Source organism: Cellulosimicrobium sp. NPDC057127, assembly GCF_042670945.1.
Taxonomy (GTDB): domain Bacteria; phylum Actinomycetota; class Actinomycetes; order Actinomycetales; family Cellulomonadaceae; genus Cellulosimicrobium.
Genome location: NZ_JBHUUP010000013.1, coordinates 62,432 through 78,195, shown reverse-complemented (window position 1 = coordinate 78,195; position 15,764 = coordinate 62,432). Strand labels below are relative to the sequence as shown.

Below are 15,764 nucleotides of genomic sequence, written 5' to 3'. Positions count from 1 at the left end.
GGGAAGGACCCGCGGCGGTCAGCCCGTCTGCACCACGCGCCCGTCGTGCAGCTCGACGACGCGGTCCGCGCGCTGCATGAGCAGCGGGTCGTGGGTGGAGACGACCGCCGCGACCCCGCGGTCGTGCACGACGTCGCGGACCAGGTCCATCACCGTCGCGGCCGTGCCGGAGTCGAGCTGGCCGGTCGGCTCGTCCGCGACGAGGACGGCCGGCTCGGCGACGAGCGCCCGCGCGATCCCGACGCGCTGTTGCTGCCCCCCGGACAGCTCGTAGGGCCGCTGCGCGGCGTGCTCCTCGAGGCCCACGAGCGCGAGCGCCCGCGCGACACGGTCCGCACGCTCCCGGGGCTCGACGCCCTGCAGGCGCAGCGGGACCTCGACGTTCTCGGCCGCGGACAGCACGGGCACGAGGCCGAAGGACTGGAACACGTAGCCGATCTCCCGCCGGCGGACCTCGAGGACGTCGCGCTCGCGCAGGGCCGACAGCGTGCGGTCCCCGGCGAGCACGACCGCACCGCTCGTGGGGCGGTCGAGCCCGCCGAGGATGTTCAGCAGCGTCGTCTTCCCCGAGCCGGACGGGCCGCGCACCACGAGGAGCTCGCCCGGGTGCACGACCAGGCTCACGTCCGTCAGGGCGTGCACCTCGTTCGCCCCGCGCCCGAACACCCGCCCCACGCCGTCGGCCCGCAGCGCCGGCGCCGGCGCCCTCCCGGCCGCCGGTCGCACCGCCGTCTCGATCACGCCCGCCTCCCCTCGTCGCCACCGCGCGCGTCGGGCCAGACGCCGACGTGGTCCGTCTCGAGCGCGAGGCGGACCCGGTCGCGCAGGTCCAGGCTCGCGACGAAGTCCGGCGGGAGCTGGAGCCGGCCGACGCGGTCCAGCACGGCGAACTCCTCGGCGACGTGCCGCTCGGAGCCGTGCTCGTCGACCTCCGTGCGCCGCAGCACCTCGGTGGACGTGCGACCGTCGCGGATCTGCACCGTGCGCAGCACGTGGTCGGAGACCGTGGGGTCGTGCGTGACGATGAGCGTCGTCACCCCCAGCTCGGCGTTGACGCCGCGCATCGCCTCGAGCACCTCGACGGACGTCGACTCGTCGAGCTCGCCCGTGGGCTCGTCGGCGAGCAGGACGCGCGGCGCGTTGGCGACCGCGACCGCGAGCGCCGTGCGCTGCTGCTCCCCGCCCGACATCTGGTCCGGACGACGGTCGCGCACCTGCCCGATCTCGAGCAGCTCGAGCAGCGTGTCGACGCGCGCCGGGCGGTCCCGGCCCGGGAGGTCGCCCGCGAGCGCGAGCGGCACCGCGACGTTCTCCGCCGCGGTGAGGTACGGCAGGAGGTTGCGGCTCGTCTGCTGCCACACGAAGCCCACGCTGTGCCGCTGGTAGCGCACGCGCTCGCGCCGGCCCATGGTCAGCAGGTCGGTGCCGGCGACGACGGCGGACCCGCCCGTCGGCCGGTCGAGACCGGAGAGGATGGTCAGCAGCGTCGACTTGCCCGAGCCGGAGGCGCCGACGATCGCGACGAGCTCCCCCGGGTCGACGCGCAGGTTGAGCCCCTGCAGCGCCTGGACCTCGACACCGTCCGCGGAGAAGATCCGCACGAGGTCCTGGCAGAGGATGTCCGGCTCCACGGGCGCGCCCGGTGCGCCTCGCGAGCCGGGTCGCGCGCCGAGGTCCACCCCGGCGTCCGGCTCGTCGATCCCGGTCCAGGTCGTCATGTCATCTCTCCTCACCGATGCGCAGCTGGGCCGCGAGGTTCGTGCGCCGGCTGAGCGCCGTGGAGACCACGACCGCTGCCGCGACCACGAGGACGAACCCGCCGACGACGATCCCGAGCAGGACGGGGTCGACGGTGAGCGGGGGTCGGGCGTCGCCGCCCGTGAACGGTGTCAGGTCGACCGTCGCGAGCACCAGGGCGGGGATCGCGACACCCAGCCCGGCCCCCACGACGACGGCCGCGAGCACCCACGGGCCGAGCTCCCACGCGACGAGGCCGCGCGTCCCGCGCCGCTCGAGCCCGAGCGTGCGGAGCACGGCGACCAGCCGGTCGCGCCCCGGCGCCCCGATCATGAGCGTCATGACGACCGCGGCCGCGCACAGCAGCCCGGACAGCGCGACGGCGACGACGAACGCGCGGTTCATCCCGTCGGCCGCGGGCGAGTCGAGCAGGTCCGCCGAGACGAGGTCGGGGCTCGTGATCGCCGACTGCGGCAGCACGTCGGCGACGGCGGCGCGCACGGCGGCAGGGTCCGCCCCGTCGTCCAGCGAGAGCAGGGCCACCCGCGGGCGGAAGGTCTCGTCGAGCGCCTGCGCGGCGAGGTGGCGGTCGACGACGACGAAGGTGCGCGCCGGCACGCCCGGGAGGGGTCCCGTCGTCGCGACCACGTCGACCGGGGTGCTCGACGACGCGACGAGGGTCACGTCGCCGGTCCCGACCGGCACGTCGAGCGCGTCGGACACGACGGCGGGGAGCCGGTCGCCGGGCTCCGAGAGGCCGGCCGGCAGCGGGCGCGCACCCGGGACGTCGGCCTGGACGGCGGCGAGCGCCGCGGTGTCCACGGCGAGCACGGTGACGCGCTCGCCGGAGACGCCGAGGCGCAACGGCAGCTCGCCGGCGTCGGTCACGGTCGCGACCTCGGCCACCCCGTCGACCGCGCGCAGCCGGTCGGCGACGTCCTCGTCGACGACAGGGCCGCTGACGCGCACGTCGGCGCCCGCCTCGCCCCAGGCGATGGTCTCCACACCCGACCGCACGGTCGAGTAGAGCACGCCCGAGGACATCGCGACCGCGACGCCGACGACCAGGGCGAGCGCGGGCACGACGCCGCCGGCCGGGTCGCGCACGGTGCGCGCGGCGCCGAGGAACGGCACGAGGTCGCGTCGCGTGCGGAAGGCTCGTTCGAGGGCACGCACGGGCAGCGGGTAGACGCGCAGCACCACGACGCACGTCGCGAGCGCCAGCAGGAGCGGCGCGGCAGCGAGGAGCGGGTCGACGCCGCCGCCGGCAGCCCCCGGACCTGTCCCGGCCGTCGCGGGTTCGCCGTCCGCACCGCCGACGACGACGCCGCGCCGCAGGAGCAGCACGACGGAGACGGCGGCCGCGGCGACCACGAGCACGTCGACGAGCGTGCGCCCGCGGCTGGGTGCGGTCCCGAGGTCGGCACGGGTCTCGCGCAGTCCCGCGGGCGACGTCGTGGCGGCGAGGAGCACCGCCGGCGTGAGCGCGACGAGCAGGGCGGGGACGACCGTGCCGAGCCCGACGGCGCCGCCGCCCGAGGCGGGCGGGACGGCGACGACCGCCGCCGCGGCGCCGAGCGAGGCGGCGGGCAGGGCGAGCGCGAGCCCCTCGGCGGCCATGAGACCGCGCAGCTGGACGCCCGAGGCGCCGCGGGCTCGCAGCAGCGCGAGCGACGGCCGGCGGCGGGACACCACGAGCCGCGCGCCGAGGAGCAGGACCGCGACGGTCACGCCGAGCGGGCCGACGGCCACGACCGCGAGGATCGCCGCCGACGCCCGCTGCTGGGCGAGCAGCGCGGCGAGCACGTCGCCCAGCTCGCTCGCGGGCGTGAGGGTGAACGCCCCCGACTCGACCACCGGGTACGGGGAGGCGGTGAAGCCGCGCAGCTGCGCGAGCAGCGGCGCGACCTCGTCGGCCTCGACCGCGTCGCCCGCGACGGGGTACCAGACGCGCGTCGTCGGGCTGAGGAAGAACGCGCGGTCCGCGGTCGCGGGGTCGAGGTACATCGCGGTGCGCGCCGAGCGCCCCAGGTTGAGGTCGTCCACGACGAGCGGTGCTGCGGAGTACGGGTTGTGCTGCCAGTAGTCCTCGGCCGGGTCGTCCGCCGTGAACGTCCCGGTGAGGCGGACCGACGTGGCGGCGTCGAGCGCGCGCTCCTCACCGACCGACCAGCCCAGCACGTCGGCGGACTCGGCCGCGACGACGACCTCGAGGACCTGCGGGCCGACGGTGCGCACCGCGCCGGACGCGTCCGCCGGCTCGGAGTCGCCGGGCGCCGGCTCCGGGAGCTCGACCGGACCGGGCCACACGCCCTCGACCAGGCTCACGTGCTCGGCGAGGCGCGGGTCGACCTTGAGCACGCCCGACGGGAACCGCACGTCGTTGCCCGGCACGGCGGGCAGGTCGCGCGCGTCGTCCTCGACGGTGAACCGCGGGTCGCCCAGCGCCGAGCGCAGCGGCTCCGGCTGGGCGTCGCGCAGCGTCACGAGCCCTTCGTCGAACGCACCCCACAGGTCCTCGACGGCGGGGTCGAGCCCCGTGGTCCCGGGTGCTGCGGCCGGGCCGCGGTCGGGCAGGAGCTGGTTCACCGCGACGACGTCGCGCTGCAGGGGCGTCGACCGGTCGAGCTCGTGCGCGACCTGGGCGGTGTCCGTGGCGGTGACCGCGCGAGGCCACGCGGTGACGACGAACGCGACGAGCAGGACGACGACGGCGAGGGCGAGCGACACCGCGCGGTACGCCGTGAACTGGCGCCACGTCAGGCGGCCGAGCCTCATCGGATCTCCTCCCGGTACTCGCCGTCGAGCGCCTGGGCGCGCACGCGCGCGGCGACGACCGCCGCGACGGCGCCGAGGCCCGTGGCGAGCACGCCGAGCAGCAGCACGGTGGGCACCACGGCCACGTCGAGCGGGACGGGCAGCACCTGTGCGGCGGCGCCGAGCGTGGCGCGGGCGAGCGCGGGCACGGTGAGGGTCGCGACGGCCCACCCCGCGAGCACGCCCAGCACGAGCGAGGCGCCGGTCACGGCCCCGATCTCGAGCGCCCGGCCGCGCGCCTGGGCACCGGGTGGCATCCCGAGCGCCCGCAGCACCGCGACCTCGGCGCGGCGCACTCCGAGCAGCGCGGCCGCGACCGCGAGGACCCCGGCGAGGGACAGCACGAGCGCCCCCGCGGCGGCGAGCCAGAACGCCACCCGCACGGGCGCCGAGACGTCGGGGCCGGCGTCGGCGCCCGCGACCGCCACCACGACGTCACGCGCCCCGCGCTCGCGCGCGAGGGCCTCCGCCGCGGTGGCGAGCGGCGCCCGCCCTGCGTCGTCCGCGGCACCGAGCCAGACCTCCCCCGGCCGCGGCACGGACTGCCCGGCGCGGACGAGGTGCTGGAGCAGCGTGCCCTGGTCGGCGAGCACCGCGGCCCGGTCGACCGCACCGGGCAGCACGTCCACGACGCGCGTGACCCGCACCGGCAGGTCGGTGCCCGAGACGGTCACGACCGACTCGTCGCCGGGCACGAGGTCGTAGCGCTCCGCGACCGGCGCCGGGAGCGTGACCGGCAGCGGCGCCAGGGCGTCGTCGCCGCCGGGCAGCACACGGACGGGCAGGGGCAGTCCGTACCCGCCGAGCTCCGCGGCGAAGCCCGCGGCGCCCGCGGGCTCGACGACGGCGAGCTCGTCGCGCACGAGGGAGGTCGCCGGCGCCCAGGCGTCCCCGAGCGCGAGCTCGTCGTCGCCGGACGGGGCGGTCGCCGCCACGCGGTCGAGCACGACGGACGCGCGCGCGGGCATCGCCGGGGTGCCGACGAGCAGGTCGACCGCGACGAGCCGCCAGCGGCCGGGACCGGGCAGGTCCCCGGACAGCGTGCGCGCCGCGGGCTGCGCACCGACGGCGTCCGCGACGTCGGCGCCGTCCGGGGCGTACGACACCTCGACCTCCCCGAGCGGGACCTGGCTGAGGGCTCCGGCCGCGTCCGCGACCCACGCCGTCGCGCGCAGGGACCGGCGCTGGTGGACGTCGGCCCAGTACCAGGGCAGGTCGGCCGTGACGTCGACGGAGACGGCGACCGACGCGGTGAGGTCCACCGTCAGTCCCGTCGCGTCGCCCGGGAGCGGCACGCCGAGGTCGGCGGCGGCGTCGCGGAGCCCTGCGGCGGGACCGGCGTCGCCCGTGCCCGGCGGGAGGCTCAGCACGTCGGGCGCCGCGTCGGCACCGAGGGCCACGAGCGTGAGCGGGTCCTCGCCCACGACGCCCGGGAGCTCGAGCACGCTCGAGGCGCCGGTCGCGCCGTCGAGCGCGGCGTACTCCGCGACGACGGGCGGGTTGCCGGTCCCGGCGACCGTCGCGGGGCCACCCGTCGCCACACGCACGTCGGCCCCCGTGCGCAGCTCGGCGAGCGTGGTGCGCAGCGACTGCGTCGTGCCGGCGTAGGTCCCCGCGAGCGTGCCCGACCCGGCGGCCAGCACGACGAGGACGACGGGCACCGCGACGACGACGAGCCGCCGCGCGACCTGGCGCGCGGCCAGCGGCACCGTGAGCCCGAGCCCTCGCGCCGCGACACGCTCCGCGAGGGCGGTGAACGGACCGAGCACCGCGGCGCCCACGACGGCCAGCGCGACCAGCACCGCGGCCGGGGCGAGCACGGCGAGGGGGTCGACCTCGGTGGTGGTGCCGGTCGGCACGACCGGCGAGCCGTAGCGCAGGAGCTGCCACAGGCACAGTCCGGCGACCACGACGGTGAGCACGAGCGTGCCGGCAGCCGCGGCGGCGCGGACGCGTCCGGACCGGTCAGCCTCGTGCCGGCGGGCGACGGAGCGCGCCTGGAGCCAGGCGACGCCGGTGACGAGCGCGGAGCCGACGACGGCGCCGAGCACGGCGACGAGCCACGGGGCGGCGTGCGCGGCACCGGCGTCGGGGCTCGCGCGCAGGGCGAGCAGGGCACCGCCCGTACCGAGCAGCGCACCCGCGCCGACCGCCGCCACGGCCTCCGCCGCGGAGAGCGCCACGAGCTGACGCGTGGAGGCGCCGCGTGCGACGAGCAGGCCGACGTCGGTCGCCCGGGTCTGCGCGAGCAGGCGCGCCACCTGGACCAGCGCCACGACGCTCACGACGACGAGGAGCGCGACGGGCACGAGCGTCACGGCACCCGCCGCGGCCAGCGCGGCACGGGCCTCGGCCGCCGTCGCGCCGAGCGCACCGGTGACGGTGAGGCCGCGCACGGCGACCGCGTCGTCCTCGCGCAGGCGGTCGCGCAGCGACGACGCCCCCGCGGCCGCCGCGGCGAGGTCGGCGGGCACGACGCGCGACGCGTCCGGCACGACGGTCCAGCGCACGAGCGGGGTCGTGCCGAGGCCGTCGAGCGTCTCCGGGGTCACGACGAAGGGCCCGGCGACGGAGCCGTCCACTCCCGAGACGGCCAGGGGGTCGTCGAACCAGCGGGGGTGCTCCGCGTCGAGGGGGCGCCACGTCCCGACGACGGTGAGCTCGGTGCCGGGCTCGGACTGCGGGTCCGTGTCGGAGCGGTCGACCACCACGACGTCGCCGGGGCCGAGACCCAGGGTCTCGGCCGCCGCGCCGTGCAGCGCGGTCTCGCCCGGGGCCGACGGCCACTCCCCCGTCACCGCTGCGACGTCGGGCAGCGCGGGGTCGACCTCGAGGACGGCGCGGTCGGCGGCGAGCCCGCCCCCCGCCCGGTCCGTGTCGTCGCCCCCGGGCGAGCCCGAGGGTGCCGCGAGCGGCAGCGGCTCGGTGCGCACCGTGCGGTCGACGGCGAGCGGCACGCCCGCGAGGTCGGTCTCGACCACCTCGCGGACGCGCACGTCCTGTGCCGTCGCGTCGTCCGCGAGGCGCGTCTGCACCTGGACGCCGCGCGCCGCGGGCGGCGCGCCGGCGAGGGCGTCGCGCGCGCCCGCGGTCGCGGCGGACTGGACGTAGCCGACGGTCGCCCCGACGGTCGCGACGATGAGCGCCGCGAGGAGCACGACCGTCGCGAGCAGGCCCAGCTGCGCACGCGACCGCCGGGCGGCCAGCGCGGTCGCTCTCACGTGCGACACCTTCCTCGTGACGTCGACGTCGACGCGACCGGCCGGCGACCGTCGCTCCTAGAGTCCGCCCATGGTGCCGCCGCGCAGCGACCCGTTGCCCTCCGGGTTGGCGCTCGGCCGCAGCGGGTCGAACGGAGTGACCGGGTCGCGCAGCTCGCTGCGCTGGTCGCCGAGCTCGGCCAGGAGCGCGTACCGCGCCTCGCGGCGACGGCGCTGCTCGTCCGGGTTCGGCACCGGGGCCGCGGCGATCAGCCGGCGCGTGTACTCCTCGCGCGGGTCGTGCAGCACGTCGGAGCGCAGGCCCTGCTCGACGATCCGGCCGTTCTGCAGGACGACGACGCGGTGCGCGAGCAGGTCGATGACCGCGAGGTCGTGGCTGACGAACAGGCACGCGAACTGGTACCGCTCCTGCAGGTGCGTGAACATCTGCAGGACGCTCGCCTGGACCGACACGTCGAGCGCCGACGTCGGCTCATCCGCGACGAGCAGCTCGGGGTCGAGCGTGAGCGCGCGGGCGATGCTCACGCGCTGGCGCTGACCCCCGGACAGCTCGTGCGGGTACCGGTTGAACGCGGTGCGCGGCAGCTCGACCGCGTCGAGCAGCTCGTACACACGCTCCTGCTGGGACCGTGCGTCGCCGATCTGGTGGACGACGAGAGGCTCGGCGATGCAGTCGCCGACGGGCATGCGCGGGTTGAGGGACGCCGCCGGGTCCTGGAAGACGACGCCGATGCGCTTGCGCAGCTCCTTGAGCTCGCGCTTGCGCATCCGTCCGAAGTCCTCGCCGAAGATCGACACGGACCCGCTCTCCGCGGGGATGAGGCCGAGCGCGCAGCGCGCGATCGTCGACTTGCCGGACCCCGACTCGCCGACGAGTCCGACGATCTCGCCCTTGCGCACCTGGAACGACACGTCGTCGACGGCCCGGAACGGCGCCTTGCCGAGACGCTGGTACTCGATGACGAGGTTGCTCAGGTCGAGCGCGGGTGCGTCGGACAGGTCGGGGTGGTCGATGACGTCCTCGGCGGCCGTGCCGAACTGGCCCGGGCCGGACCCGAGGTGCGGCACGGAGCCGAGCAGCCGCTTGGTGTACTCGTGCTGCGGGCGCGTGAGCACCTGCTCCGCCGTACCCATCTCGACGAGGTCGCCCTTGAGCATCACGGCGACGCGGTCGGCCATGTCGGCCACCACGCCCATGTTGTGGGTGATGAGCAGGATGCCCGTGTCGAGCTTGTCCTTGAGCGAGCGCAGCAGGTCGAGGATCTCGGCCTGGACGGTGACGTCGAGCGCCGTGGTGGGCTCGTCGGCGATGATCACCTTCGGGTCGCAGCTGATCGCGAGCGCGATGACGACGCGCTGGCGCTGGCCGCCCGACAGCTCGTGCGGGTACTGCTTGAGGCGCCGCTCCGGCTCGGGGATGCCGACCATGCGCAGCAGCTCGGCGGCGCGCGCGTCGGCCTGCTTGCCGAACGCGATGCCGTGGAGCTGGAGCGCCTCGGTGAGCTGGTCGCCGATCGTCAGCACGGGGTTGAGCGCGGTCATGGGCTCCTGGAACACCATGGCCACGTCGTTGCCGCGCAGGCGACGCAGGCCCCGCAGGTCGAGGTCGCTGAGGACCTTGTCCCCGACGCGGACGGTGCCCGAGACCTGCGCGTTCTTCGGCAGCAGCCCGAGCGCCGTCATGGAGGTCACCGACTTGCCCGAGCCGGACTCGCCGACGAGCGCGACGACCTCGCCCGGGCGCACGTCGAGCGTTATGCCCTTGACCGCGTGCACGGTCCCGAACTCGGTGCCGAACCGGACGTCGAGGTCCTCGAAGGACAGCACGGCGTCCGTGCGGTAGCCGACCCCGTCCTCGGTGGTGATGTCGAGGGTCGTCATCAGGCCTTGCTCCTGTTCTGGCGGGGGTCGAACGCGTCGCGCAGACCGTCACCGAGGAAGTTCACCGCGAGGGCGATCGCGAGGATCATGATGCCGGGCCACCAGAACAGCCACGGGCGGGTGGTGAACGCGTTCTGGTAGTCGGAGATCAGCAGGCCGAGCGAGGTGCTCGGGGCCTGCACGCCGAAGCCGAGGTACGACAGGGACGTCTCGAGCAGGATCGCCTGCGCGATCGCGAGCGTCGCCGAGACGATGATCACGCCGATCGCGTTCGGCAGGATGTGCTTGGTGATGATGCGGCCGGCGCCCGTGCCCACGGCGCGGGCCGCCGTGACGAACTCGCGCTCGCGCAGCGAGAGCACCTCGCCGCGCACGAGGCGTGCGAGACCGGTCCACGTCACCGCGCCGAGGACGAGCGTCAGGCCCCAGATGCCCCAGTCGCGCGCGATCGCCCCGAGGACGGCGGCGAAGACGAGCAGCGGGATGATGATGAACAGGTCGGTCAGACGCATGAGCAGCGCCTCGATCCAGCCGCGGTAGAAGCCGGCCAGCGCACCGATCAGCGTCCCGAGGAACGTCGAGATGAGTCCGACGCCGAGTGCGATGATCAGCGACTGCTGCGTGCCGCGCATGACGAGCGCGAAGTAGTCCTTGCCGATGGTGTCCTGGCCGAACGGGTGCTCCCAGGAGGGGCGGCCACCGTTGACGACCTGGCCCGCGAGCGTGTAGTCGTGCGGCCACCAACCCGGGATGGGGCCGATGCCGATGGACGTGAACGCGACGATCGTGATCACCGCGAGGACGACGAGCGAGGCCATCGCGCCCTTGTGCCGGAAGAACCGGCGGCGCACGAGCTGACCCTGGCTGTACGACTTGCCGTCGTGCGGCTCCTCGTCGATGGCGATCGCCGTGGACTTCGCACCGATCGCGTCGGTCCCGGAGACGCCCACGATCGGCTCGAAGGACTCGTCGCCCTGCTGAGCGCGCCGTGCGCGCTGGTCGTCGTCACTCATCCCGGCCTCCGGGGGTCGCTGCGCGGGTCGTGCAGGTCGTGCGCCCGCTCGTCGATGTCTGCGTGCCGGCCGGTGCCGGCTGGGGCGCCGTCGCCCCGGTCTGGTGCGCCACCGCGGTCACCGCCGGATCCGCGGGTCGAGGTAGGCGTAGGCGATGTCCGCGAGCATGTTCATCACGATCGCCGCGATGCCGGTGATGAGGAAGAACGCCATCACCGGGTTCGGGTCGACGTTGTCCAGGCCCGTGCGGAACAGCTCCCCCATGCCCTTCCAGCCGAAGACCGTCTCGGTGATGACCGCACCGCCGATGAGGCCGGCGAAGTCGAACGCGACGATCGTCGTGATGGGGATGAGCGCGTTGCGGAACGCGTGCTTGGTGATGACCGCACGCTCCGACAGACCCTTCGACCGTGCGGTCCGCACGTAGTCCTGCCCCATGACCTCGAGCATCGACGAGCGCGTGTAGCGGCTGTACGACGCCACCGAGATGAGCGTGAGGAGGATGGTCGGCAGGATCAGCTGCGCGCCCTTGTCGAGGAACGACTCCCAGAACCCGCCGGTGAAGTTCGGCGTCCCGGCGCCGATCGTGGAGATCGGGCGCGACTTGAGGTCGAGGAAGCTCGAGAAGTGCGCCATCGCGATGTCCGCGACGATGAGCATGCTCATGATCACGCCCGTGATGGTCGAGGCGAACATCGCCTGCCGGCGGGAGTAGCCGCCCCACAGGTAGCCCACGAGCATCGACAGGGCGATCGCGAGGACGAACAGCCCGATGAGGACGAGCCAGCCGCTCGGCTCCACGAGGATCCCCGCGAAGGCGAAGTAGGAGACGAGCCCCACCGCGACGGTCGTCAGCGTCGCGTAGAGCACGCGCCGGTTCGCCAGGCCCGTGACCAGCGACGTGACCAGCACGGCTGCACCGGCGCCGACGAGGGTCACGACGACGGGGCCCATGAACGGGTTGCGGTACCAGTCGAGCGCGTTGAACACGAACATCGCGACGGTGACGAAGACGAACGTCGCGCCGGCCGTGAGCAGGCGCCGACGCGCGTCGCCACCCAGCACCGCCTGGACGATGAAGGCGAGCAGCGCGGCGATCAGGAGGATGGCCGGTGGACTGACCCACCCGGTAGCGATCCAGTCGTTGTACCGGATCGCGCCGTACTCCTTGAGCAGCACCGCGGCCCAGAAGACCGGGAGCGAGAAGAAGAGGAAGGCACCGAACGTGACGGTGTAGTCGAAGCCGGAGTACTGGCGGATCGCGGTGAGGATGCCGAGCGCGACTCCGACGATGATCGCGAGGACCGTGGCGATGACGACGAGGCGCAGCGTCGAGCCCGCCGCCTGGCCGAGGAGTGCACCGACGTCGCGGTTGGTCCGGTCGACGCCGAGGTCGCAGTTCAGCGTCACGCAGCCGGCGACGCCGCGCAGCCAGTTCCAGTACCGCAGGTACCACGGGTCGTTCAGACCCATGAACTGCTCGCGTGCATCGATGAGCTGTTGGCGGTTCTCCGCGTTCGACTCACGGAGGTCCTCGAGGGGGTCACCCGAGTTGATCACCATGATGTACAGCAGGAACGACGCGCTGAGAAGCACCAGGAACGAGATCCCGATGCGCCGCAGGATGAATCTGAGCACGGGTCTACCCTTCAAGCCTGGCGCCGGTCGGGCGCCTGCTCCGTGTGGGACAGCAGGTCACTGTATGCCACCGGACGACGAACTCCTGCATCGTTCCTGGCCAGGCACCCCTGTGGGGCAGGAGGCGGCGCCTCCTGCCCCACAGGGTGCCCGTCAGGACGTGCTCACGGAGCGTGTGCTACCGGGAGCGGCTCAGGGTCACTGAGCCTCGTACCACTGCTCCGCGTTCCAGACGACCGTGCTCTGCGTCGCGGTGTCGCGGACGTTCTGGAGGTTGGAGTTGTAGGCCACGACGCCCGGGTGGGCGAACAGCGGGATGCCGAACAGCGTGTCCCAGAGCTGCTTCTCGATGACCTTGGTCTGCTCGAGGTGCACCTCGGGGTCGACCGACGACGCGAGGGTGTTCCACGCCTCGTCGACGACGGGGTCGCTGTACTCGCCGTAGTTCTGCGGCTGGCCCGTCGCGTAGATGTTCTGGCCCGAGGCCTTCTGGCCGGAGCCGGCCCACGCGAAGAGCGCGACCTCGTAGTCACCGTTCGGCAGGATGTTGTCGAAGAAGTCCTCCGCGCCGACGTCCTGGATCTGGAAGCCCGCCTGGTCGCAGCTGGACTTGATGAGGGCGACCTCGTCGCTGCGGCGCGGGTTCGGCGCGGAGTAGCCGATGCGGACCGTGACCGGCGTCTCGACGCCCGCCTCGGCGATCTTGGCCGTCGCGGCCTCGATGTCCACCTCGTCGTACCGACCGTCGTACGAGGCCTCGACGACCTCGTCGTAGTTCTCCTGGAAGGGGAACACCTCACGGGCGTTCATGACCTCACCGTCGGGGTTGATCGGCGCGATGAGGTTGTCGATGATCTGCTGACGCGGCACGCACAGCGCGAACGCCTCGCGCAGCGCCAGGTTGTCGGCGAACACGTTGCCCTCGCGGAAGTTGAAGTCGAGGTGCTCCCACGTGAGCGACGAGCCCGTCTCGACCGTGACCGTGTCACCGATCGCCTCGAGCTGGCCGAGCGTGTCCACCGTCGCCTGCGGCTCGATGACGTCGAGGTCACCGTTCTGCAGCGCCTGGACGTGCGTGTCGGCCGCGGTGAAGCGGAACGTCAGCTCCTGCGTCGCGGGCGGCGCGCCCCAGAACTCCTCGTTCGCCGTGAGCGTGAGGGACTGGCCGGCGGTCCAGCCGTTGTCCTTGAACGTGTACGGCCCGGACGACGGCACGAGCGCCGGGTCGGGCAGCTCGCCCGGCGTCTGCGACAGCCAGCCGGTGTTCCAGAACTCCGCGAGCGGCGTGAGCTTGCTGTAGTCGCGGTCGCGGACGGCGGCGACCATCTCCTCGGTCGTCATGCCGGCCTGCTCGGCGGCGACATGCGCCGGCATCGGCGCCTCGACCTGGATCTCCCAGTCGGCGTAGACCGTCGGGTAGTCGAGGACGAACTCCTTGCCGGTCGCCTCGCCCTGCGGGCCCTCCGGCACGTACTCGCCGTAGGTCATGCCCGAGACGTGGTTGAACAGCGGGGTCTCCGGGTCGGCCTCCGTGGGGATCGCCTGGGCGGCCCAGCTGAGGACGAAGTCGGCCACCGTGATGTCGGTCCCGTCCGACCACTTCGCGTCGTCGGCGATGGTGTACGTGACCTGCAGCGGGTCCTCGTTCGTCACCTCGTAGGTGCCGAAGGTCTCGTCGTGGCAGATCGTGCCGTCGGTGCCGAAGTACCAGAACCCGCCGAGGATGCGCTCGGTCACGACGCTGTTGTACGTCGAGTACGTCTCGGGGGTCACCGTGTTGTAACCGAGGAACTCGTCCTCACCGACGGAGAACGACACGTTGCCGTCCTGCGTCTCGGAGACGCCCGGGTCCTGCTTGCAGGGGTCGTCCGCGTCGATCTCCGCCGCAGCCGTCGTGCCCTCGTTCGAGTCGGGCTCGTCATCGTTGCCCGCGGGGCTCGTGCACGCTGAGAACAGCAGTGCACCGGTGGCTGCCACCGCGATGGCAGCGCTCGTGCGCCTGATCTTCAATGTTCCTCCTCCAGGGGATGGTGGGCACGCCCCGGACGTCAGCTCGCCCAGGCCGCCTCGACCAGCACCGCCCGGACGAGCCGGCGTGCATGGGTCGAGTGACGCCCACCACGGTTTCGGGAAACGCTACCTACCAAGTTGCGCGGGTTGTCCGGATCGCCTGGTTGCCGGAGGTGATCGTTACCGAGTTGATACTGGTCGGTACGGGCGCGACCCGGGGCCGAAATCGACCGGAAACAGACCGGGAACAGCACCGGCAAGCCTGTGACCTGCACCACTGCACGCACGGCTGCCGGGCCGGGGCCCCGACCGCCCGAGGAGCGCGTTCGGGCGACTAGACGTTGAAGCGGAACTCCACGACGTCGCCGTCGGCCATCACGTAGTCCTTGCCCTCGACGCGCGCCTTCCCCGCGGCGCGCGCGGCCTGCACCGAGCCCGTCTCGACGAGGTCCTCGAACGAGACGACCTCGGCCTTGATGAACCCGCGCTCGAAGTCGGTGTGGATGACGCCCGCCGCCTGCGGGGCGGTCCAGCCCTTGCGGATCGTCCACGCGCGGGCCTCCTTCGGCCCGGCCGTCAGGTACGTCTGGAGCCCGAGGGTGTCGAACCCGACGTGCGCGAGCTGGTCCAGACCAGCCTCGGCCTGACCGCTCTCGGCGAGCATCTCGCGCGCCTCCTCGGGCTCGAGCTCGACGAGCTCGGACTCGAACTTCGCGTCGAGGAAGATGGCCTGCGCCGGGGCAACGAGCGCGCGCAGGCGCTCCTGCATCCCGTCGTCGGCGAGACCCGCGTCGTCGGTGTTGAAGACGTAGATGAAGGGCTTGGCGGTGAGGAGCTGGAGGCTCGCCACGTCGGCGAGGTCGAGGCCGGCGGCAGCGGCACCCTGGAAGAGCGTGGTGCCCTCCTCGAGGATCGCCTGCGCCTTCTGCGCCGCGGCGAGCAGGGCGGCGTCGCCCTTCTTGATCTTGACCTCCTTCTCGAGGCGCGGCAGCGTCTTCTCGAGCGTCTGGAGGTCGGCGAGCACGAGCTCGGTGCTGATGGTCTCGATGTCGCCCTCGGCGTCGACCGAGCCCTCGACGCGCACGACGTCCGGGTCGGAGAAGACGCGCGTCACCTGGCAGATGGCGTCCGCCTCGCGGATGTTGGCGAGGAACTTGTTGCCGAGGCCCTCCCCCTCGCTCGCGCCCTTGACGATCCCCGCGATGTCGACGAACGACACGGTCGCCGGCAGGACCTTCTGGCTGCCGAAGATCTCCGCGAGGCGGTCGAGCCGCGCGTCCGGGAGCGGCACGACGCCCACGTTCGGGTCGATCGTCGCGAACGGGTAGTTCGCCGCGAGGACCTGGTTGCGCGTCAGGGCGTTGAAGAGGGTGGACTTGCCGACGTTGGGCAGGCCGACGATGCCGATAGTGAGAGCCACGGGCCACCATCCTACGCAGGGCGGCGC

General features: G+C 73.6%; 9 protein-coding genes. All 9 read right to left on the bottom strand.

Going from position 1 to position 15,764, the window contains the following annotated elements:
- Nucleotides 1–18: 18 nt before the first annotated feature.
- The gene (locus tag ACFTZA_RS13470; RefSeq protein WP_378195593.1) at nt 19–741 is read right to left on the bottom strand and encodes an ABC transporter ATP-binding protein; all 723 of its coding nucleotides are present in this window, start codon (nt 739–741) and stop codon (nt 19–21) included.
- Nucleotides 738–1,718, bottom strand: a complete 981-nt coding sequence (locus ACFTZA_RS13465) for an ABC transporter ATP-binding protein (RefSeq protein WP_378195590.1) — start codon at nt 1,716–1,718, stop codon at nt 738–740. The genes ACFTZA_RS13470 and ACFTZA_RS13465 overlap by 4 nt, the downstream gene beginning before the upstream one ends.
- 1 nt (nt 1,719) lies before the next feature.
- Nucleotides 1,720–4,515, bottom strand: a complete 2,796-nt coding sequence (locus ACFTZA_RS13460) for an FtsX-like permease family protein (RefSeq protein ID WP_378195587.1) — start codon at nt 4,513–4,515, stop codon at nt 1,720–1,722.
- On the bottom strand, nt 4,512–7,775 hold the full coding sequence (locus tag ACFTZA_RS13455) for an FtsX-like permease family protein (RefSeq protein WP_378195584.1): 3,264 nt from the start codon (nt 7,773–7,775) through the stop codon (nt 4,512–4,514). The genes ACFTZA_RS13460 and ACFTZA_RS13455 overlap by 4 nt, the downstream gene beginning before the upstream one ends.
- Nucleotides 7,776–7,832: 57 nt before the next feature.
- Nucleotides 7,833–9,656, bottom strand: coding sequence for a dipeptide ABC transporter ATP-binding protein (locus ACFTZA_RS13450; RefSeq protein ID WP_378195581.1), 1,824 nt, complete (start codon nt 9,654–9,656; stop codon nt 7,833–7,835).
- Nucleotides 9,656–10,669: an ABC transporter permease gene (locus ACFTZA_RS13445; RefSeq protein WP_378195578.1), complete on the bottom strand. Its 1,014-nt coding sequence runs from the start codon at nt 10,667–10,669 to the stop codon at nt 9,656–9,658. The genes ACFTZA_RS13450 and ACFTZA_RS13445 overlap by 1 nt, the downstream gene beginning before the upstream one ends.
- 117 nt (nt 10,670–10,786) lie before the next feature.
- A complete protein-coding gene (locus ACFTZA_RS13440) occupies nt 10,787–12,307 on the bottom strand; it encodes an ABC transporter permease (protein ID WP_378195575.1) in 1,521 nt (506 codons plus the stop codon).
- A gap of 198 nt (nt 12,308–12,505) precedes the next feature.
- Nucleotides 12,506–14,317, bottom strand: a complete 1,812-nt coding sequence (locus tag ACFTZA_RS13435; RefSeq protein ID WP_378195572.1) for an ABC transporter family substrate-binding protein — start codon at nt 14,315–14,317, stop codon at nt 12,506–12,508.
- 334 nt (nt 14,318–14,651) lie between these two features.
- A complete protein-coding gene (gene ychF / locus ACFTZA_RS13430) occupies nt 14,652–15,737 on the bottom strand; it encodes a redox-regulated ATPase YchF (protein ID WP_378195569.1) in 1,086 nt (361 codons plus the stop codon).
- Nucleotides 15,738–15,764 lie beyond the last annotated feature (27 nt).